The 20,851-nt window shown below is 36.7% G+C and carries 23 protein-coding genes; all 23 read left to right on the top strand.

The features are described 5' to 3' along the window. Window positions 1-191: 191 nt before the first annotated feature. The 23 genes from NST02_RS21170 (at window position 192) to NST02_RS21060 (ending at window position 20,726) form a co-directional block, all read left to right on the top strand. The gene (locus NST02_RS21170; RefSeq protein WP_340949745.1) at window positions 192-674 is read left to right on the top strand and encodes a DUF2975 domain-containing protein; all 483 of its coding nucleotides are present in this window, start codon (window positions 192-194) and stop codon (window positions 672-674) included. Between the two features lie 10 nt (window positions 675-684). Continuing rightward, on the top strand, window positions 685-906 hold the full coding sequence (locus tag NST02_RS21165; RefSeq protein WP_095309714.1) for a helix-turn-helix domain-containing protein: 222 nt from the start codon (window positions 685-687) through the stop codon (window positions 904-906). Window positions 907-926: 20 nt separating this feature from the next. Then, a complete protein-coding gene (locus NST02_RS21160) occupies window positions 927-1,742 on the top strand; it encodes a DUF817 domain-containing protein (protein WP_212934271.1) in 816 nt (271 codons plus the stop codon). 194 nt (window positions 1,743-1,936) lie between these two features. After that, window positions 1,937-2,470, top strand: a complete 534-nt coding sequence (locus tag NST02_RS21155; protein ID WP_212934272.1) for a dihydrofolate reductase family protein — start codon at window positions 1,937-1,939, stop codon at window positions 2,468-2,470. A gap of 37 nt (window positions 2,471-2,507) precedes the next feature. Beyond that, on the top strand, window positions 2,508-3,074 hold the full coding sequence (gene def / locus NST02_RS21150) for a peptide deformylase (protein ID WP_095309708.1): 567 nt from the start codon (window positions 2,508-2,510) through the stop codon (window positions 3,072-3,074). Window positions 3,075-3,254: 180 nt separating this feature from the next. Then, entirely contained in the window at window positions 3,255-4,214 is a 960-nt protein-coding gene (locus NST02_RS21145) for an ABC transporter ATP-binding protein (RefSeq protein ID WP_095309706.1), read from the top strand. Window positions 4,215-4,218: 4 nt separating this feature from the next. Then, the gene (opuFB, locus tag NST02_RS21140; RefSeq protein WP_212934273.1) at window positions 4,219-5,733 is read left to right on the top strand and encodes an osmoprotectant update ABC transporter permease/substrate-binding subunit OpuFB; all 1,515 of its coding nucleotides are present in this window, start codon (window positions 4,219-4,221) and stop codon (window positions 5,731-5,733) included. A gap of 35 nt (window positions 5,734-5,768) precedes the next feature. After that, the gene (locus NST02_RS21135; protein ID WP_340949742.1) at window positions 5,769-5,894 is read left to right on the top strand and encodes a hypothetical protein; all 126 of its coding nucleotides are present in this window, start codon (window positions 5,769-5,771) and stop codon (window positions 5,892-5,894) included. 58 nt (window positions 5,895-5,952) lie between these two features. Beyond that, on the top strand, window positions 5,953-6,909 hold the full coding sequence (gene manA, locus NST02_RS21130; RefSeq protein WP_340949741.1) for a mannose-6-phosphate isomerase, class I: 957 nt from the start codon (window positions 5,953-5,955) through the stop codon (window positions 6,907-6,909). Window positions 6,910-7,779: 870 nt separating this feature from the next. After that, window positions 7,780-9,819, top strand: coding sequence for a BglG family transcription antiterminator (locus NST02_RS21125; RefSeq protein WP_340949739.1), 2,040 nt, complete (start codon window positions 7,780-7,782; stop codon window positions 9,817-9,819). Next, the gene (locus NST02_RS21120) at window positions 9,819-10,100 is read left to right on the top strand and encodes a PTS sugar transporter subunit IIB (protein ID WP_095309690.1); all 282 of its coding nucleotides are present in this window, start codon (window positions 9,819-9,821) and stop codon (window positions 10,098-10,100) included. Before NST02_RS21125 ends, NST02_RS21120 begins: the two co-directional genes overlap by 1 nt. Window positions 10,101-10,127: 27 nt before the next feature. Beyond that, window positions 10,128-11,468, top strand: coding sequence for a PTS ascorbate transporter subunit IIC (locus tag NST02_RS21115; protein WP_095309688.1), 1,341 nt, complete (start codon window positions 10,128-10,130; stop codon window positions 11,466-11,468). A gap of 79 nt (window positions 11,469-11,547) precedes the next feature. Further along, window positions 11,548-13,545, top strand: coding sequence for a transketolase (tkt, locus tag NST02_RS21110; protein ID WP_212934275.1), 1,998 nt, complete (start codon window positions 11,548-11,550; stop codon window positions 13,543-13,545). 103 nt (window positions 13,546-13,648) lie between these two features. After that, a complete protein-coding gene (locus NST02_RS21105; RefSeq protein ID WP_340949738.1) occupies window positions 13,649-14,449 on the top strand; it encodes a histidinol-phosphatase HisJ family protein in 801 nt (266 codons plus the stop codon). Between the two features lie 287 nt (window positions 14,450-14,736). Beyond that, a complete protein-coding gene (locus NST02_RS21100; protein WP_137742926.1) occupies window positions 14,737-15,576 on the top strand; it encodes an undecaprenyl-diphosphate phosphatase in 840 nt (279 codons plus the stop codon). A gap of 117 nt (window positions 15,577-15,693) precedes the next feature. Then, window positions 15,694-16,146 (top strand): DUF7878 domain-containing protein, encoded by a 453-nt coding sequence (locus tag NST02_RS21095; RefSeq protein WP_445678161.1) that lies wholly within the window; start codon window positions 15,694-15,696, stop codon window positions 16,144-16,146. A gap of 129 nt (window positions 16,147-16,275) precedes the next feature. Beyond that, window positions 16,276-16,638: a PadR family transcriptional regulator gene (locus NST02_RS21090; protein ID WP_137742924.1), complete on the top strand. Its 363-nt coding sequence runs from the start codon at window positions 16,276-16,278 to the stop codon at window positions 16,636-16,638. Further along, window positions 16,599-17,366 carry a VanZ family protein gene (locus NST02_RS21085; RefSeq protein ID WP_340949736.1) on the top strand — a complete coding sequence of 256 codons (768 nt, stop codon included), beginning with the start codon at window positions 16,599-16,601 and terminating at the stop codon, window positions 17,364-17,366. The genes NST02_RS21090 and NST02_RS21085 overlap by 40 nt, the downstream gene beginning before the upstream one ends. Before the next feature lie 14 nt (window positions 17,367-17,380). After that, a complete protein-coding gene (locus NST02_RS21080; protein ID WP_095309675.1) occupies window positions 17,381-17,872 on the top strand; it encodes a VanZ family protein in 492 nt (163 codons plus the stop codon). A 186-nt stretch (window positions 17,873-18,058) separates the two neighbouring features. Then, complete coding sequence (locus NST02_RS21075) at window positions 18,059-18,262, top strand: helix-turn-helix transcriptional regulator (RefSeq protein WP_095309673.1); 204 nt, start codon at window positions 18,059-18,061, stop codon at window positions 18,260-18,262. Window positions 18,263-18,264: 2 nt separating this feature from the next. Continuing rightward, the gene (locus NST02_RS21070; RefSeq protein ID WP_095309671.1) at window positions 18,265-18,663 is read left to right on the top strand and encodes a hypothetical protein; all 399 of its coding nucleotides are present in this window, start codon (window positions 18,265-18,267) and stop codon (window positions 18,661-18,663) included. A gap of 33 nt (window positions 18,664-18,696) precedes the next feature. Then, window positions 18,697-19,365: a response regulator transcription factor gene (locus NST02_RS21065; protein WP_137743066.1), complete on the top strand. Its 669-nt coding sequence runs from the start codon at window positions 18,697-18,699 to the stop codon at window positions 19,363-19,365. Next, window positions 19,362-20,726: a sensor histidine kinase gene (locus NST02_RS21060; RefSeq protein ID WP_095309669.1), complete on the top strand. Its 1,365-nt coding sequence runs from the start codon at window positions 19,362-19,364 to the stop codon at window positions 20,724-20,726. The genes NST02_RS21065 and NST02_RS21060 overlap by 4 nt, the downstream gene beginning before the upstream one ends. The last annotated feature ends 125 nt before the right edge of the window (window positions 20,727-20,851 follow it).

Raw genomic sequence — 20,851 nt, 5'->3', positions numbered from 1 at the left:
AAAATTCGTTCCCTTAAGGGAGGCAAGCGCTTATGGTATGCCTACCCTTAAGGTTTTTTTGTTGGAATGAGAACTTTGGTTTTTATGAAAAACGATATTAAAATACTAATTATCAATAATAATTTATTGAAAAACGATAAAATTATGCTACAATGGGTTTACCGTAAATCAAATTTAAGAGGTGTCCTAATATGAAACAAGGTAAAACGCTGTTTTTAAAATTAGCCGTTATTCTGATTGGAATTCCCATTCTTGCTCTATGTATTTTTGTCGTTCCAGCGGTGGCGAACTTCATCGTAGAGCTTTATCCAGACCATGCGTATTTAAAGTATTTAGTGTACATTGATTTGTACGCTGCAGCGCTCCCGTTTTATTATGCTCTTTATCAAGCGTTTAAACTTTTACAGTATATTGATCAGGACCATGCGTTTTCGCAAATGGCTGTTAATGCTTTGAAGAGTATAAAAAAATCTGCAATCTGGATCAGTAGTTTGCTATTTGTGGGCATGCCACTTTTCTATCTCGTTGCGGAAGCGGATGATGCACCAGGGATTATTTTGATCGGATTGGTACTTATATTTGCTTCCGTGGTGATAGCTATTTTTGCCGCTGTCCTTCAAAGGCTTTTGCAGGAAGCAATTGATATCAAATCTGAAAATGATTTAACAGTCTGAGGTGAATACAATGGCAATTATCATTAATCTTGATGTGATGTTAGCAAAAAGGAAGATGAGTGTAACTGAACTTTCAGAGAAGGTTGGAATTACCATGGCGAATCTTTCGATTTTGAAAAATGGCAAGGCGAAAGCGATTCGATTCTCCACTCTTGAAGGAATTTGTCAGGCTTTAGATTGTCAGCCGGGGGACATTTTAGAATATCGAAGTGATGATGACGTAGCAGAGTAATAAATAAAGGGGAGCTGTACATGAATGTCATCGTACAAAAGGTGAGACAGAAAAAAACGTTTAAGACGCAAATCACCAGTGCATTTACGCAACTTGTCCGTTTTGGTTGGGAACAGGCATTATCCTGTGTTTTTCCTGTCGTTATTTTTGCCTCTTTGGCAATTACACAGCTTCTCCCTTTACCATTTTTAGCACGATACGATTGGCTTCTTCTTATCTGTCTTACTATGCAATGGTGGATGGTGCGCTCTGGACTAGAAACAAAGGATGAACTAAAAGTAATCACCCTTTTCCATATGATTGGTCTCACTCTTGAAATTTTCAAGGTACATATGGGCTCATGGTCGTATCCAGAAGAGGGTTTTTTCAAAATCTTTGAAGTTCCATTGTATAGCGGGTTCATGTATGCAAGTGTTGCGAGCTATCTTTGCCAGGCATGGAGAAGACTAAATGTTGAATTGGAAAGGTGGCCATCATTTTTCATCGTCGTTCCATTAGCTTCAGCAATTTACTTGAATTTCTTCACCCATCATTATTGGATCGACGTCCGCTGGTGGTTATCTGCTCTTGTTCTAATGGTCTTTTGGAAATCAGCGGTCACTTACGAGGTTAATCGTACTCGTTATCGAATGCCTATAGCGTTATCCTTTGTACTCATCGGTTTCTTCATATGGATAGCGGAAAATATTGCTACATTCTTTGGAGCATGGAAATATCCAAATCAAACAGATGCATGGAGTCTTGTCCATCTTGGGAAGGTCAGTTCATGGTTGCTGTTAGTGATCGTGAGCTTTTTGATTGTCGCTACGTTAAAATTAGTTAAAAGAAAAATTTGATTTTTATTTATTATCAAGGATAGGTCTATATTTTTATTTTTCTTGTTTCGCTGCCTTTAGATTTTATAAAATGGCCCTTTATCAAACGAAATAATCAATTCTCTTCATAAATGTAAATTGTTAAAATTGGTTAAAGGAATGAATCGATTCTTTAATTAAGTGTTTTAAAACAATAAAAGTTAAAGGAGAAACTTATGAGCGAGAAAAGAAATCTTATCTTATTTATTGCGACGAGTTTAGACGGTTATATTGCGACAGAGGATGATTCTCTAGAATGGCTATTCAAGGTTGAAGGAGAAGGAGATAACGGTTATTCCGAGTTTTATGAAACGATAGACACGGTAATTATGGGGAAACGGACATATGATTGGGTTATGGAACAAGGTTTAAAGGAGTTTCCTTATAAAGATAAAAAATGCTTTGTGTTCTCAAGGTCGCAGATTCGTGATACCAATGAGGTCACATTTATAAACGCTGATGTGACTAAATTTGTGAATGAGTTAAAAGCTCAAGAAGGGAAGAATATTTGGATTGTCGGTGGAGGAGAGCTACTGCATAGTTTTATAGAAGAAAAATTAATTGATGAATTTATCATTACAGTTGCACCAACGATAATAGGTAAGGGAATCCCGTTATTTAAAGGAGGAGATTCTCAATTGGAGCTTTCTTTAAAAGGAACGAGGATATTTAATCAATTTGTAGAATTACATTATGGCTTAAAAAAATAAATGGTCTTATGAAACAAAAAGGTGGTGAATCTTTTTTATGAGTAAGTTTCATTCTGAATACATGATTACAATGAAGGATATTGTGAAAGATGGCTCCGCTATTTTACGTCAAAAGACAGAAGAACTCGAGGTTCCGATAAAGAATGAAGATAAGGAAGTATTATTGAGCATGCTTCAATACTTGAAGAATAGTCAGGATCCAATCATAGCCCCAAAATATCATTTGCGTCCAGGTGTCGGGTTGTCTGCCAATCAAATTGGCCTTAATAAACGCATGTTTGCAGCTTTCTTTGAAGACAAGGAATATATGCTGATTAATCCTAAAATGGTTAGTCATTCTGTGAATATGATTTATCTGCCTGAAGGTGAAGGTTGTCTTTCTGTTGATAAAGAGGTTAAAGGATTTGTTCCGAGATATGAGCGAGTTAAAATTAAAGCTTATGATATAAACGGGCAAGAACTGATTTTGAAATTTAAAGGGTACGGATCCATTATTATCCAGCATGAAATGGATCATTTAAATGGAATAATGTTTTATGACAGAATTAATAAAGAAAATCCATTTAAGCTTCCCGAAAATGTTTCGATAGAGAGCCTGTACTAGGTTATTTTAAAAACGCCAGCTATTTCGCTGGTGTTTTTCCGTTTGAGGCGACAGAACATCAGTGTTCATACGATTGGAGCTTGAATGAAATACTATATAAGACAAATTGTTTTATCCTCAATATGGATTATGGGAAAATGGAAAATATGAAATGGAAATCTAAACAAGGAGAACCCTTTTATGATTAGATTTGAAAATGTATCAAAGAAATTTACGGATGATACAGTTGCGGTTGATTCAGTCGATTTTGAGATCCGGCAAGGAGAATTTTTTGTCATGATTGGTCCAAGCGGTTGTGGAAAGACGACAACGCTAAAGATGATTAATCGGTTAATTCCTCTTTCGGATGGGACGCTGTACATTAACGGGAAAAAGATAAGCGAGTATGATATTCATGAATTACGCTGGAATATTGGTTATGTTCTGCAGCAGATTGCTCTTTTTCCACATATGACAATTGAGGAAAATATCGCGATTGTTCCAGAGTTAAAAAAGTGGGGGAAAGATAAAATTCAAAAAAGAGTTCATGAGCTTTTGGAAATGGTCGGCCTTGACCCTGCCGTATATGCTAGTCGAAAACCAAGCGAGCTTTCAGGCGGACAACAGCAAAGAATTGGTGTCATCCGGGCTCTTGCTGCCGATCCAGAAATTATTTTAATGGATGAGCCCTTTAGTGCATTGGATCCCATTAGTCGTGAAAAACTTCAGGATGATATGCTCGATTTAAAGGACAATCTCAAAAAAACGACCGTATTTGTGACCCACGATATGCAAGAGGCGCTGAAACTGGCTGATCGTATCTGTATTATGAGAGAAGGGAAAATTGTTCAAATCGGAACTCCTCATGAAATTGTAGCAAATCCGGCCAATGATTTCGTGAGAGAATTTGTGGGTGACAAGTATGGCAATGGAATAAATGACTTCAAGCTAGAAGATTTACTAGAACCATTAGTGAATAAAGAAGGAATGGATGCCATTACAGTTTCAGCATCGGAATTAAATTCCTTTAAAGAGCTTATTGATATTTTAGCTGACCATGAACAGGTGATCGTTGAGAAAAAAGGCCAAGAAATGGGCTCCATCGATCGCAGAACAGTTATGAGGTATTTATCTGCGAATCTATTGCAGAAAGGAGTCTAAACTTGTGCAAGAGTTGATAAGGGTCTTTCATGATAGAAAAAGTAATTTATTAAGTGCGTTATTCGAACATATGGAGCTTTCCTTTATAGCTTTATTTTTTGCTGTAGCCATTGCGATCCCATTAGGGATTTTTCTTACAAGACGTCAAAAAGTAGCGGAAGGAATTATCGGGTTTGCCTCTGTTATTCAAACAATTCCATCACTTGCCTTACTGGGGATTCTCATTCCTTTGTTTGGTATTGGCAGAGTGCCTGCGCTCATTGCTTTAGTAGCTTATGCATTACTTCCAATATTGAGAAATACGTATACTGGGATTAAAGAAGTAGAACCTGCATTAATTGAAGCTGCCCGAGCAATGGGGATGAATTCAAGGAAAAGGTTGATCAGGGTAGAGTTGCCTTTGGCAATGCCGGTTATGATGGCCGGCATCCGTACGGCAATGGTGTTAATTGTAGGAACAGCAACTCTGGCAGCGTTGATTGGAGCAGGTGGACTTGGCGACATTATTCTCTTAGGAATTGATCGAAATAATGCGAATCTGCTGTTATTAGGTGCGATACCGGCAGCTTTGCTAGCAATTCTCTTCGATTTTTTGCTGAAGAAATTTGAACATCTTTCCTATAAAAAAGCTCTTATTTCTGTAGGGACCCTCGGATTATTGGCTATCTTTATGTTTGCAGCTCCGCTTATTGGAAAAGAAGAGCAAAAAATAGTCATTGCTGGAAAATTAGGCTCAGAACCAGAAATTTTAATTAATATGTATAAACTTTTAATTGAAGAAGAAACCGATCTACAAGTGGAGCTTAAGCCAGGTTTAGGGAAAACATCTTTTCTTTTTAATGCCCTTAAGTCCGGAGATATTGATATTTATCCTGAATTTACAGGTACAGCCATTTCGGAATTTCTAAAAGAAACGGCTGTAAGCAACGAGAGTGAGGAAGTTTATCAACAGGCGAAGAACGGGATGTTAGAAAAATATCAAATGCTGATGCTAGAGCCAATGCAGTATAATAACACGTATGCTTTAGCCGTTACAGAGAAATTTGCTGATCAATTTGGCTTAGAAGCGATCTCCGATTTAAGGGGAATAGAAGAACATATTAATGCCGGCTTCACCTTAGAATTTTCTGATCGTGAGGATGGCTATGTCGGAATTCAGTCGCTATACGGTATTCAGTTTCCGAGTCTCGTAACGATGGAACCGAAATTACGCTACGTTGCGATCGAATCAGGAGAAATTAATTTAATCGATGCCTATTCCACTGATAGTGAACTACAGCAATACAAGTTGACGGTTTTGGAAGACGATTTGCTGTTATTTCCACCATATCAAGGTGCACCATTATTGAGGGAAGAGACGGCACGCCAATTTCCTGAAATGGTGGATGCCTTGAATCAACTGGCGGGCATGATTTCTGACGATGAAATGCGAGAAATGAATTACCAAGTGAATGTGGAAGGTGAAAGTCCGCGCAAGGTTGCAGAGTTGTTTTTAGTAGAAGAGGGTCTGATTCATTAAGGCAATCCTTATTAAACTGGTGGTTTTTTCGGGAAATGGTGGAGAACTTTCGACAAAGTGGCTTTTTATTTGGTTCTGCGATGATTGCAGAAGGGAGCTGTACATTATGGCCAGTACGGTTGACATTTGTATTCCATCAATTGTTCTTCGGCATTCATTAATCATTTTATGTTAGAATGTCTCTGTACATAATAGAAATTAAGATTAATGGAGGATTCTATGTATAGCGAACCTATTTTTCTGCAACCGGTATTTCAAGAAAGAATCTGGGGTGGGCAAAAACTAAATACACATTTTAATTATGACATTCCTTATGAACATACTGGCGAGGCTTGGGTGGTCTCTGCTCACCCAAATGGCCCAAGCGTTATAAAGAATGGTCCATTAAAAGGAAAGACGTTAGCTGATGCTTGGCTGGAGCATGGTGAATTGTTTAATAAGAGTAAAGATAACGATGACGCGTATCCTTTACTGGTAAAAATTTTGGATGCAGCTGATGACCTGTCTGTGCAAGTGCACCCGAATGATCAATTTGCTCAAGAAACAGAAGGCGTACCATACGGAAAAACAGAATGCTGGTATGTTTTAAGTGCGGAAGAGGGTGCAGAGCTAGTGTTAGGACACCATGCTGCGTCACGAGAAGAACTTGAAAATATGATTGATCGTGGAAAATGGGAACAGTTGTTACGTCGTGTCAGTGTAGAAGCTGGAGATTTTGTATATGTGCCCAGCGGTACGATTCATGCAATTGGAAAAGGAATTGTAATCTTGGAAATACAACAAAGTTCTGACATCACATACCGAGTATATGATTATGACCGTACGGATGCAGCGGGAAATAAACGTGAACTTCACTTGGAACGTGCAAAGCAAGTAACAACTGTTCCGCATCAGGACGCAAAGGTAGAACAAACGGAAAAACAGGTAGATGATTTGCGAGTTAAGAAACTAGTAAAAGAGAAATACTTCTCAGTGTACCACTGGGATTTAAAAGGAAAGGCTTCACTCGAAATGAACAAAGATTTTTTACAAGTAAGTGTAATTGCGGGTCTAGCAAAGCTTACAGTGAATGATCAAGCATTTGAGATAGAGAAGGGCACTCACTTTGTCATTCCTCATCATGTTGAAGCATTTCGTATTTCCGGTCAAGCAGAGTTAGTTGTTTCTCATCCTTAAGTTGGAATGAAGCTGTGTCAAAAAATTTTATTTTTTGATATCAGCTTTTTCTTTTTTGTTATGTTTTCATCTAATTGTTTTTGATTTGGCCCTTGTCCTCATAGAGGGTTCATGGGGACAAAGAAAGCTGAACCAAAGCAAAGTGTGTCCTCATAAAGAGCTCATGGGGACAGAGAAAGCTAAAATAAGGCGAACCTTGTCCTCATAAAGGGTTCATGAGGACAGAGAACGCCAAAAAAAAGCAAAGCGTGTCCTCATAGAGGGTTCATGGGGACAAAGAACGCCAAAAAAAAGCAAAGTGTGTCCTCATAGAGGGTTCATGAGGACAGAGAACGCCAAAAAAAGCAAAGTGTGTCCTCATAGAGGGTTCATGAGGACAAAGAAAGCTGAACCAAAGCAAAGTGTGTCCTCATAAAGGGTTCATGAGGACAAAGAAAGCTGAACCAAAGCAACCGTGTCTTCACCAAAACTTTATCAGTCGCCTGAATAGCTGTGGCTGTATCTTGATGGGGAGATACGGGATAAGAAAGAATCATCTTCTTTAGTATTTTCTCCGTCTCGAATTGCCAGCAAATTTTCTTTCGGTAGAGTATACTTCTATCACTCACTTTTCAATACCACAAACTATCCTCCAAATCAGTGCAACCGCTGCATAGCCATTCATAAACTAGTCTTTATCATTTTTTTGTGGCTAATCTTTTTGCTCTCTTATATTGTTACAGCGCCTTAAAGTATAAAAAATATGGAAATAAACCAACCTAAATGAACAGCCCAATTGATGTTGGAACACCTCGCAATTATTGTGCCAAATGGTTATTATATCAACGTTGGAAACGTTTTATAATTAAATTGAGAGGTGGAGGGATACTATTGTTTGATCAACGGTCCTATAAACTATTGGAAGAATTGACAAAGCATGAAAAAATAACGAAGCAAGAAATAATGATGCAGCTAAACTTATCTGAACGTCAACTTCAGTATGATTTGGAAAAAGTCAACTTTGCCCTAACCAATAATGATTTGCCGGAAATTAAAATTTCCAATCAATTGCTTTTTATTGACAAGGCATTAAGAAGCTTGGTCAAAACAAACTATCTAGATATGAATGCTAATCAGTTCATTATATCGGAACAAGACAGAGCCTATTTAATTTATTTGTACACCTTTATTCGTAAAGAGCCGGTTTCCAATTATCATTTTCAATTATTGCTGGGAGTAAGTAAAAATACAGCACTAACGGATGTAAAAAGGTTAAAAGAAATTTGTGATAAGTGGAAGGTAAAATTTTTATACACACGCTTGGATGGGTATCATATAACAGGAACTGAAATGGATAAGAGGAGATTAGCAATCTTTAGTGTAAATCATTTACTTTCTCAACCACTCGGGGAAGAAATCATTATTTTGGCACTTAAGTCATGGGGAAAGGCGGAAATCCTTGTTGAAACACAACAAATTATGAATCAATATCTAGAAATAAATGAGATCAGTTTAGTTAAGAGTAGAAAAACAGAGATGATTATCCACCTTGCTCTCTTGAGGGTTCGTGCTGGAAAGGAAAAATTATCCTTTACGAATTTAGAAAAACAAATGCTTGAAAGACAGAGCATATTTAAACATGGGAAGGAATTATCGAGGAAGTTATTTCCTGAAGGAGGTGAAGATGAGAGTTATTTTGTAACGATTCAGTTACTCGTAACACTTGAAATAGTTACAAGCCAAGCTAGTCCTGAATTGGAGAAGTTAGCGGAACAAATTATCGAAGAATTTGAAAAAAACACATTGCTTCCGATTGAAGATAAAGCATTTTTGAAAAGAAGTTTATACAATCACCTTGTTCCAGCATTTTTTAGAATTATTTTTGAAATTCCACTCTTTAATCAATTAAGTGAAAGAATAAAGAGAGAGTATCCTGATCTATTTCAGTTTGTAAAGCGTTCATTGTCCCCACTGGCACTTTGGACAGGGAAAGAAATTAGTGAAACCGAAATTGGTTTTTTTACTATGCATTTTGGTGGTTACCTGGATAGCGGAAATAATTTGCATTCAGAGAAATTAACAGGATTAATCATCTGTTCCAATGGATTAAGCTCATCCATCATGCTTGAAGCCCAATTAAAAGAGTTGTTTCCTACAATTCGATTTTCTAGAATACACAATCGTGACAGATTTGAAGATATCCCAGCAGCAAACTATGATGTGGTATTTTCAACCATTAAGGTAGAATCCGTAAAGCCAGTATTCATTGTGAAAACCTTATTGTCACAGGTAGACAAATACTATCTAATTCGTGATGTATTGCAGAAATTTCCAAGATTAGATAGGCAAATATTCACCGTTGAGCAATTGATGGAAGTGATTAAAAGGCATACAGAAGTAAAAGATGAAAACCAACTATATTCTGAGCTTGTTAATTTATTATATATACAAAACAAAAGCAAGGGGATGAACAAACCAATGTTATCAGAGCTCTTGACGAAAGACACAATCCATTTTACTGATGAAAAGCTGGATTGGAAGGATGCAATTATTGAAGCATCTCAACCATTGGTAGAGTCCAATAAAGTACAAAGGAAATATGTGGATTCCATGATAAGAAATGTAGAAGAAGTTGGAGCATATATTCATATCGGCAAAGGTATAGCGATTCCGCATGCTAGGCCAGAAAATGGTGTGAACCAGCTAGGGATGTCTTTTTTAAGAACAAAGACTCCTGTGTTGCTTCTGGATCAGGCTGATCATAAAATTGATATTTTTATTTGTTTAGCTGCTATTGATAGTGAAGCACATCTTAAGGCACTTGCACAGTTAACCAAAATTTTAGGTGATAATGAACTTCTTGAAGCTATTAAAGCTGCTGAAACTGCAGAGCAAGTAATCGAAATTATAAAAATGGGGGAGAATAAATAATGAAAATTTTAGCTGTTTGTGGTTCAGGTTTAGGAACTAGTTTTATGGTAGAAATGAATATCAATCAAATTTTAGAAGAGCTTGGTGTGACAGGAGTGGAAGTATCACATTCTGATTTAAGCTCAGCAACACCAGACGATGCGGATGTTTTCTTTCTTGCTAAAGACATTGCAGAAGGTGGAGCCCATTTAGGTGAGGTTGTTGTGATGGATAGCATCATTGATATGGACGAATTAAGAACTAAAGTAAAACAAGTTTTGGAGAAAAAAGGATTAATCTGATGTAAATCAAAAAAAGGGGGTAAAGAAATGCAAACGTTAATTGATATTTTAAGTCAACCAGCCATTCTAGTAGCACTCATTGCTTTAATTGGTTTAATGGCGCAAAAAAGAAATATGTCGGATACCGTAAAGGGAACTACTAAAACATTCGTAGGCTTCCTTGTCATTTCAGCAGGTGCCGGAATTCTTGAAACTGCGTTGGTACCGTTTGGGGCGATGTTTGAACAAGCATTTAATGTTACTGGAGTTGTTCCAAATAATGAAGCCATTGTTGCTCTGGCATTATCAGAATATGGTACAAATACGGCATTAATTATGTTTTTCGGTATGATTGTCAACATTCTTATAGCAAGATTTACCCGATTTAAATATATTTTTTTAACTGGTCATCATACCCTTTACCTTGCTGCGATGTTAGCCGTAATTATGGCTGTGGCAGGATTCAATACAGTTGGCTTGATCGCTGCAGGTTCTGTTGCACTTGGGATTGTAATGACTTTATCACCAGCTATTCTTCAGCCGTTTATGCGTCAGTTAACTGGAAATGATAACGTGGCATTAGGTCATTTCAGTGCTGTCGGTTATGCAGCAAGTGCTTTAGTTGGTAAATTATTTAAAAGCAGCAAAGAAAATTCTACTGAGAATATTAACTTTCCAAAAGGTTTAGGTTTTTTACGAGACAGTACTGTAAGTATTGCCTTAACAATGATTATCATGTATGTAATTGTGGCACTTTTTGCAGGAGCTACTTATATTGAAAATGAGCTAAGTGGAGGTACAAATTTCCTCGTATTTTCTCTTATTCAAGCAGGTAGGTTTGCTGCCGGTGTATTTATTATCTTATCTGGAGTTCGTTTAGTATTGTCAGAAATTGTACCTGCATTCAAAGGGATATCTACTAAGCTTGTGCCGAATGCTAAACCAGCACTTGATGTTCCAATTATTTATCCATATGCACCAAATGCGGTATTAATTGGATTCTTTGCAAGTTTCTTAGGCGGAATTTTCAGTATGGTAATCATGATTTTCACTGGTGGTGTCATTATTTTGCCGGGTGTTGTACCCCACTTCTTTACAGGAGCAGCTGCCGGTGTCTTTGGTAATGCTACGGGAGGCTTTAAAGGTTCTGTTATTGGCTCCTTTGTCAATGGGGTAGTTATTTCATTCCTTCCAGTATTCTTAATGCCTGTACTTGGTGATTTAGGATTCGCTAATACAACCTTCTCTGATGCTGATTTTGGTGTATCTGGAATATTCTTTGGTTCATTGGCTAATTATGCTGGACCAATTGCCATTACAATAAGTTTAATTGTCATCCTTGCATTGATGGCAATACCTGTGAAGAAACAAAAAGCAGAAACAAAATAAGTTAGTTTAATGTGATGCTGAGGATTATCGCTATAAAACCTCAGCATCTAAGAATTAAAAAACACTGGAGGTTCTTAATATGACTACAAAGAATTCAAGGATTTCTGAATTATCGATTAACACAATTCGTACGTTAACAATAGATAGTGTAGAAAAAGCACAACACGGACATCCAGGAATGCCAATGGGAGCAGCCCCTATGGCTTATAGCCTTTGGAAAAATATTATGAATATTAACCCTGAAAACCCGAACTGGTTCAATCGTGATAGATTTGTATTATCAGCTGGACATGGGTCCAATTTACTGTACAATTTGCTGCACCTTTCAGGGTATGATGTAACGATAGAAGATCTGAAGAACACAAGACAGTGGGGAAGTAAAACACCGGGTCATCCGGAGTATGGAATAACTCCTGGAGTTGAAGCAACTACAGGACCACTTGGACAAGGTATTCCTGTAAGTGTTGGGATGGCTTTGGCTGAGAGACATTTGGCGGAAACATATAATAAAGATGGTTTTCCTATTGTAGACCATTACACATATACAATTTGTGGTGATGGGGATTTGATGGAAGGTGTATCCTATGAAGCGGCATCGCTTGCAGGACACTTGGGACTAGGACGTTTAATTGTGTTATATGATTCCAATAATATTAGTTTAGATGGCGAGCTAAACTTGGCTTTTTCTGAAGATATTAAAAAACGTTTTGAATCGTGTAACTGGCAATATTTATATGTTGAAGATGGAAATGATATTGAAGCTGTTCATAAGGCATTGTTAGAAGCGAAAGCAGATGAAAACAGACCGACTATTATTGAAGTAAAAACAGTTATTGGCTATGGTTCACCATCTTTACAAGGAACAAATGAAGCGCACAGTGACCCTTTAGGAAAAGAAGAAATCGAACTTACGAAAAAGTTCTATAACTGGGAACACGATGAATTTCATGTGCCTGAAGAAGTATATGAAGACTTTAGCAGTATTAAAGAGAATGGAATTGCAAAAGAAAAAGCATGGAATGACCTCTTTGCCGCATATCAAAATGAATATCCAGAACTTGCTGGAGAGCTAAAGCGAATCATCGCCGGTGAGCTGCCGGTTGATTGGAAGAGTGGACTTCCTGAATATAAAGAAGGTGAAACACTTGCAACACGAGTTGCATCCAGTGAAACATTAAATCTACTTGCTGATAAATTACCTGAATTGGTTGGTGGGTCTGCTGATTTAGATTCATCAACAAAAACAAGATTAAAAAATTATGTAGACCTTAACAGTCAAGATTATTCTGGAAGGAACGTTCGATTTGGTGTAAGAGAATTTGCGATGGGAGCTATTGCTAATGGACTTGCACTACATCATTTACGCCCATTCGTAAGTACGTTTTTTGTTTTCTCAGATTACTTGCGTCCAGCAATCAGACTAGCTTCCTTGATGGAACTTCCAGTGATATATGTGTTTACGCATGATACAGTTGCAGTAGGACAAGATGGACCAACTCATCAACCAGTTGAACAGCTTGCTGCATTTAGAGCAATGCCGGGAATTTCTGTCATCCGGCCTGCAGACGCAAATGAAACAAGAGAAGCATGGAAAATAGCTGTGGAAGAAACGGGGCATCCGACCATATTAGTGTTAGGTAGACAAGGATTACCCACATTGCAAACGACAGAAACGCTGGCAACCGAGGGCGTCCGCAAAGGAGCTTATATTGTATCCAAAGCTTCAAATAAAGCTGTTGGAATTATCATTGCTGCTGGTTCTGAGGTTGCTTTATCAATTAAAGCTCAAGCCCGTTTAGCTGAAGAAGGCATCTACGTGAATGTTGTAAGTATGCCATCATGGGATCTTTTTGATAAACAGTCACAACAATATCAAGAAAGTGTATTGCCTGGCAATTTACAAAAACGTTTAGCAGTGGAAATGGGTTCTAAGCTTGGATGGAGAGAGTATGTAGGAAGTGAGGGGGCAGTAATGAGCATTGATACATTCGGTGCATCGGCTCCTGGAGACCAAGTCATTGAAAAATATGGTTTTACTGTAGAAAACATAGTAAATAATTTTAAAGCATTATTGTAATGGATTGTAACAAAAAGGTAGCCAATGTGGTTACCTTTTTGCTTAACTGAATAAAAACGGCAGGGAGTAGTGGTGATTCCAATAAAATGAGGTGAAATTAGGCATGTATCTTACTGAATATCATCATCATACAGATAATTCGTTTGACTCCAAAGCTAGAATGGAAGATGTCTGTGCTGAAGCTGTAAAAAGAGGAATCGACGAAATTTGTTTTACAGAGCACTTTTCAGTCAATCCGAATCTTCCAACGTATGGTCATCTAAACTTTGAACAATATTTTTCTCAAATTCATCATGTGCGGGATAAATATAGAGGAAGACTTGTAATTAAAGCTGGCATCGAACTTTGTGAACCTCATTTAATGAAGGATGAATACAAACAAGCACTACAAGAATTGGAATTAGACTTTATTCTTGGCTCCGTTCATAATATTGATGAAATAAAGCTGAGAAAATACATGGGAGATAAAAAGCCGTTCGAGGTGTATCATGATTATTTTACAGAAGTTTATAAGCTTGTTTCCGAGGCAGATATTGATGTGATAGCTCATCTGGATTTAATGAAACGCTATGCGATGGAGTCGAAGGGCAATTACCAGTTTGACGATTTTAACGAAATTTTGGAAGCGATACTCAGAAAGGCTGTCGAACGAGGAATTGGTATTGAAATCAATACCTCGGGTATTTCTAATATGAAGGTTAATGAGCCGTTTCCGACACAGAGCATTTTAAAACTATATAAATCTCTTGGTGGTGAAATCTTGACAATCGGTTCTGATTCTCACCGAGTAGAAACGGTTGGTTCTAACCTTGATGAAGCCCTAAAGATGGCTAAAGCCGCTGGATTTAGATATATTCATACATTTAAGAAACGAAAAGTACATGGATGGCCACTTCAAATATAGTGGGAAAAGGTTCGGAATAGACTAAGTAGACTTGCAGGCTGTATTTTTAAATGGTCTGTTATGCTGATGTTTGTTCAGCTATTTTTTCGTCACTAACAAAATTCTTCCCTTTTTAACTTCTTTGGGGGAGCTGTATCCCTTATGGAAAATGGCAATATTTCATATATGAGTCACTTAATATTTTTTTGAAATATGAATGTAACTATACTTTGACTTAAAATAGGTTTAAAATACTATGGAAGTATTCTTCCATACTTCTAAATAGATTAAGAGTAGGAGTCAAAGGAATGGATTTCATAGAATTGTTAAAAGCCGTCATACTAGGGCTCGTTGAAGGATTAACAGAATTTGCACCGGTGTCTTCAACTGGTCATATGATTATTGTTGATGATATGTGGTTAAAATCAAACGAGTTTTTAGGAAAGTATGCTGCGAATACATTTAAAATTGTGATTCAGCTTGGATCGATTTTAGCGGTCGTCATAGTATTCAGAGAGCGGTTTATTGATCTATTGGGTCTAAATCGGATTCTTAAAAAGAAAGAGGAAAATAAAGAAGAAACTAGCCATCTTAAACTAACTCATATCATTGTTGGCTTACTTCCAGCTGGGGTTTTAGGTGTGTTGTTTGAAGATTTTATTGATGAGAATCTATTTTCAACCGAGACAGTTCTAATTGGGTTATTAATTGGAGCGGTTTTTATGATTATCGCAGATATATTTGGATCCAAAACTCCTAAAGTTGTTACAGTAGACCAAATTAGCTATAAACAGGCGTTAGCTGTGGGGTTCATTCAATGCTTATCACTCTGGCCAGGTTTTTCACGTTCAGGGGCAACGATCTCTGGCGGAGTAATGCTTGGGATGAATCATCGAACTGCTGCGGATTTTACCTTTATTATGGCCGTACCAATTATGGCGGGTGCAAGCTTCTTATCACTATTGAAAAATTGGCAGTATTTTACGTTAGATGCCCTTCCATTTTTCGTTGTAGGGTTTATTAGTGCATTTGTTTTCGCATTAATATCGATTCGCTTTTTCCTAAAGCTAATCAATAAAATAAAGTTGATTCCATTTGCGATTTATCGGATTATACTTGTCTTTGTTATTTATTTACTTTATTTTTAATTAGGCTTTGTTAAAATGATTTTGGGCACATTGCATGGAATCAGAGAGAAAATGAGCCAAAAATCAACACCGACATATAACAGAGCCTTTAAATAAAAGACAAGTGAGTGTGAAAAGATGAATCCTTTAAGGTTGGAATTCAAATTACATAAGTATATTTCAGTGGATCGGAAATTGATCAAGCAAAGAAACGGCAAATTGTTAGTCGATATTCAAGGCGATTTCGAAATGTATATCCATAATAAGTGTTTTTTTAAAGAGCCTTCTCTTGCTCTCCTGGAATTAGGAGTAGCTTTAACAAAATGGGATCGTGTCAGAGATTTTACTTACTATACAATCGAGCATGATGAACGAGAAGGCCCCCTATTAACATTTAATAATAAAGGTGAAAAGGGCTGGAGGTTATTTTCCATCTGGCAGCTATTTGAATCCGAAGATTCATTATCGATCGAAATGATAACGACAGAGATTGAATCTTTTTTACAAGATTTAGATGAAGAATTGGTCAATACTTATGGGTTCAATATTGAAGGTTTCTTAAATAGAAAAATAGGGTTCTTTGGAATTTAGAGGATTGGTTCAGAAATGATTCAATCCTCTTTTATATTTTATGGAGAAGATAAGTTACCAATCAACCTTGTTATACGATGTACTAATGTGATACGATGTACTTGGGATTATATAGAAGGTGGTGTGAGGATGGATAAAGAAATTATGAAAGGCAGCATTGATATTTTGCTTCTTTCTCTCTTGAATCAGCAGGATATGTACGGCTATGAGATCGTTAAAACATTAAAACAGAATAGTAATGAACTTTACAACATGAGTGAAGGAACGCTCTATCCTGCATTAAAACGATTAGAGACGAAAGGTTGGCTTTTATCTTATTGGGTAAATGCTGATAACGGTGGCAGAAGAAAATATTACCAAATCACAGAAGATGGGAAAAGAGAATTAGAGAAGAAATTAACAGAGTGGAATCAAATCAATCAGCTAATTAAAGTATGTTCGGAGGGAGCGACTTGGATAAAGAAATTGAAGCCTACATTGAGCAAATTGTAAGTCGAATTAATTGTAGAAAAGAAGAACGGGTAGAAATGATCGATGAAATTCGTGATCATCTCTCTTTATTGAAATATGACTTTGTTGCTCAAGGTCTTTCGGAAGCGGAAGCAACTGTGAAGGCTTTGAAACAATTTGGCGATCAAAAGCAAATTTCAAATGGACTGCAGGAATCGCTCTTTCCATATTACAAATGGTTTAAAATCGGAACTTGGGTCATGTTTAGTTTTTATGCTGCAGTTGTTCTATATAAGCTACTAATTGAGAGAATCATTAATATTATCGCTGATCATTTGAATGGGTTTCCTATTAGTAGGTATGTATTTCTCCCTCCGGATTCCGAAAGTTATTTTCATTTAGAGGTATTACAACTAAACGCAAATATTATTCCATTTAAAAACACGTTAACTTATATAACGGGATTAGATAAATTTAATTTGGATGTTATCATTCATAATACATTAGGAAATATCTTGATTTTTTTGCCTTTAGGAGTATTTTTGCCTTTACTATTTAAAAAGTGTCGTCCATTTACCAAAGTTCTTCTTATTTCTGTCATCATTAGTATTTTCATTGAATGCTCGCAGCTTATTTTTATGCTAGGGCAATTTGATATCGATGATATTATTTTGAATGTAAGTGGGAGTTTGGTAGGTTTTCTTCTTTTTAAAAGTTTTAAAAGCATTGGGGAGCTTTCAAAGAAACCTAGTTTTAAAAAAGTAGTGTAGTAGGAGAGACAAAAATGAAATTCGTTGTCAAAGTAGGATTAGCGGTTGTATTTAGTTTTTACTTGCTTGTACTTACAAAGCTTATCCTGATTAAATACCTAAGTATTCAAGAAATTATCAGTCATTTTACCTTTACTTATGAGGGAATGTGGAATAAGCACAATTTTATTCCATTTAAAACAATTGGCTATTATTTATTTTTTGCAAATGATATTAATTTTAGTATACGAGTTGAAAATTTAACTGGAAATATTATCGGATTTGCACCCTTTGGCTTTATGTTTCCATTGTTATTCGCCAAATTCCACGGCTTTAAAAATGTCGCGATCGCAACATTTTGTTTAAGCTTAACCTTTGAAACACTTCAGCTCATTTTTAAATTTGGAAGCTTTGATGTAGACGATTTAATCCTGAACACGATTGGAGGAATGTTAGGATATATTCCGATAAAGCTTGCTAGTTTGTATATGAATAATAGAAAATTAAAGCGCACATTCGTAAGATAGCATATATTAATGGCTTTGTTGCTGTGCGGATGGTTTTTTAGCTATGACCCTAATTGTCGTATGATTTTTGCGAAGTTAGGGTTTTTTATTTTCAAGAAGGTAAAGATATCTTTACATTGTGAAAATGTCGATGTATACTATTTGTAAAGATATCTTTACATGTTTCTCAAAAAGGAGAAGATGTTTTTGAAAGTTAAAAATCGAATCAAGGAAATTCGTCTGCAAAAAGGGATTAGCCAAATCAAAATGGCAGAGGATTTACAAATTACAAGGCAAACGATAAATGCGATTGAAAAGCATAAATACAACCCCAGTTTAGAGTTGGCGTTGAAATTGCTTAAGTATTTAGATGTGACGGTTGATGAATTATTTCAATTGGAGGAGGATTAAGGGTGGAAAAGTATAAGACGTTAATTATTGCGATAACAGTCATTGGTGGGATGAGTTTGGGATTTTCTTTAGGAAAACTGTTCATTCCTGACCTACCGTCTGCATTAGTTGCTGCAGGAATTGGCGGCTCGATAGTTGGGGTAGCCCTTGTTATAACAATAGGGAAAATAAGGCAAAAACAAAAAAAGAATAATGTCCCGGATGTAGATGAAAGGACATGGAGCAATATGAAGAATTTTTATGCGATTTCTCTCTATTTTGTCCTTTTTGGGAGCATGCTTCTTGTCTGTATTTTATTTATCTCAGGCATAAAAACAATAGAATTAGGGGCAGTTAGCATTTATTTGTTACTTTTATTTATGCTCCTTGTCATAGGTACGCATATCGTGAGAAGACAGTAGGCAGATTATGTGTTGGAGAAGAGGGAAAGAATGATGGTCCATGTACTCTATATTGAAGATGAGAACGAGATTGGCAGTTGGGTAAAAAAAGATTTAAAGAAAAGAGGCTATGAGGTTACATGGCTAACATCGGGTGAAGGGGTTGAGCAGTATATTTCAACTGCTGACCTCGTAATATTGGATGTTATGCTGCCTGGCTTGGATGGTTTTTCTATTGGCAAACGCATAAAAAATGATAATGGAAATGTTCCTATTTTAATGTTATCCGCTCGCACTGCGATTGAGGATAAAATTGAGGGGCTTGGCTTTGCTGATGATTACTTAACAAAACCTTTTCATCCCGATGAGCTTGCTGCCAGGGTGGAAGTGCTTTTAAGAAGGTTTCAAAAAAACGATGAACTGATTGAAATTGGCCATCTTGCTGTTTATCCAGAAGATTTAAGGATTATTAATAAAAAAACAGAAGAAGAAATTCAATTGACCGGCAAGCAATATTATTTATTTCAATATTTTATTCGTCATTTAAATCAAATTTTAACGAAAGAGCAGCTCTATGAAGGGGTTTGGGGAGAAGCTTATATTGAGGGTGACAAAACACTGATGGTGCATATTCGCTATTTGCGTGAAAAGTTGGAGGAGAATCCGGCGAAACCAAAAATCATTGAAACGATTCGGGGAATTGGCTATAGGGTGAAGTTATGAAAAAGTTTTTCAGATCCTTATTAGCTAAATATATGCTCATCATTTTGATGGCAATTTTTCTTGTTCAATTTGCTTTTATAATTATCGGAACTTTTTTCATAGGAATTGAGTCAAAATTTGTTTCTGAAGACGTACCCACCGCAACAGAAATAGAAGAAAAATGGCATAAAGAGGCAAACAATTTGCAGTCTTTTAGTAAAGCAGAAATTTCACAGCATTTTGCGCAATGGAAAAAACAATATCCTGATGCATCCATGTTTTGGGTGGATGAGAGAGGGGACTTAGTCGAAACGGTTGATCTGAAAGAAGAGTTGCCACAGCAATGGACCGCTGCCTTTATGGCAAAATTTATTAAGGCACGCTATGGCGGTGAACCATTTACTGTGATTGCTTTTTTAGGAAAGGATGAAACCAACGGTTTTATCGTCTTAGAGCTTCCGCGCAAGGAGTTTCAACCCCCTCTTCAGCAGGCATCCAATGACTACGCACTATTCGTTTTCATGGGCATGGCTGTCATTATTTTGTTATTTCTGTTCGTGTCCTTTATGTTCTTTCATAATATTCGAAAACGGCTGTTAAATTTGCAGGCATCGATGACAACTCGGGACGTGGATGGATTGCCTGTACAAACGGCTGTGAAAAAGTATGATGAGATTGGCCGGCTTGAGCAAACTTTTAATGAGATGATTCAGGAACTGAAAGAAGCGAACGAGAGGGAAAAAGAAGAAGAGCAGTTGAGAAGAGAGTTGATCGCTAATCTCTCTCATGACTTGAGGACACCGCTAACAAAAATGCGAGCACAAATCTACTCTTTAAGTAAAGAAAATGGTTTAGGAGAGAAACAAGCTTCCATTGACATGCTTGAAGCTTCCATTGTTGACATTGATCGGCTAATTGAAAACTTGATGTCGTATACTTTATTAATCGCAAGCAGGTATAAGCTGGAGAAAAAAGAGGTTGATGTGATTCGGTTAGTTCGGGAATGTTTAGCAACATGGTATTCTGTGTTTGAAAAAGAAGAATTTGAAATAGAGGTTGAACTGCAACCATTTGAAAACAATCAATGGTTTGTCGACCCTTCTTGGCTCGGTCGTATTATCGATAATTTACTGCAAAATGTCCTGCGGCATGCACGGAGCGGCCGATATATTCAAGTGAAAACAGAATCCACTGAACGATATGATGCATTCTTATTTACCGATCGAGGAAAAGGAATGCAGCATGTTTCCAATGAAAAAGGAGCTGGGATTGGTTTATCAATTGTGGATATGATGGTGAAAGGAATGGATTTGGATTGGGAAATTAGCTCAACTGAGACAGGTACATCGATTAAGATCATGAAATATAAAAAACGTGTGTAAAGGGGAATGTTTCTCTTTTGCACACGTTTTTTATGGTTATGCTGATAAAAACAAGTGATTTTTAAACAGATTTTAAACTTTCATTATCCTTTATTTTAACCTTCAAACATTATGATTGTTTTTGA

It is taken from the genome of Robertmurraya sp. FSL W8-0741 (assembly GCF_038004005.1).
GTDB lineage: Bacteria > Bacillota > Bacilli > Bacillales > Cytobacillaceae > Robertmurraya > Robertmurraya siralis.
Note: the sequence above shows the minus strand (reverse complement) of the source record. Positions and strands in the feature narration are given on the sequence as shown.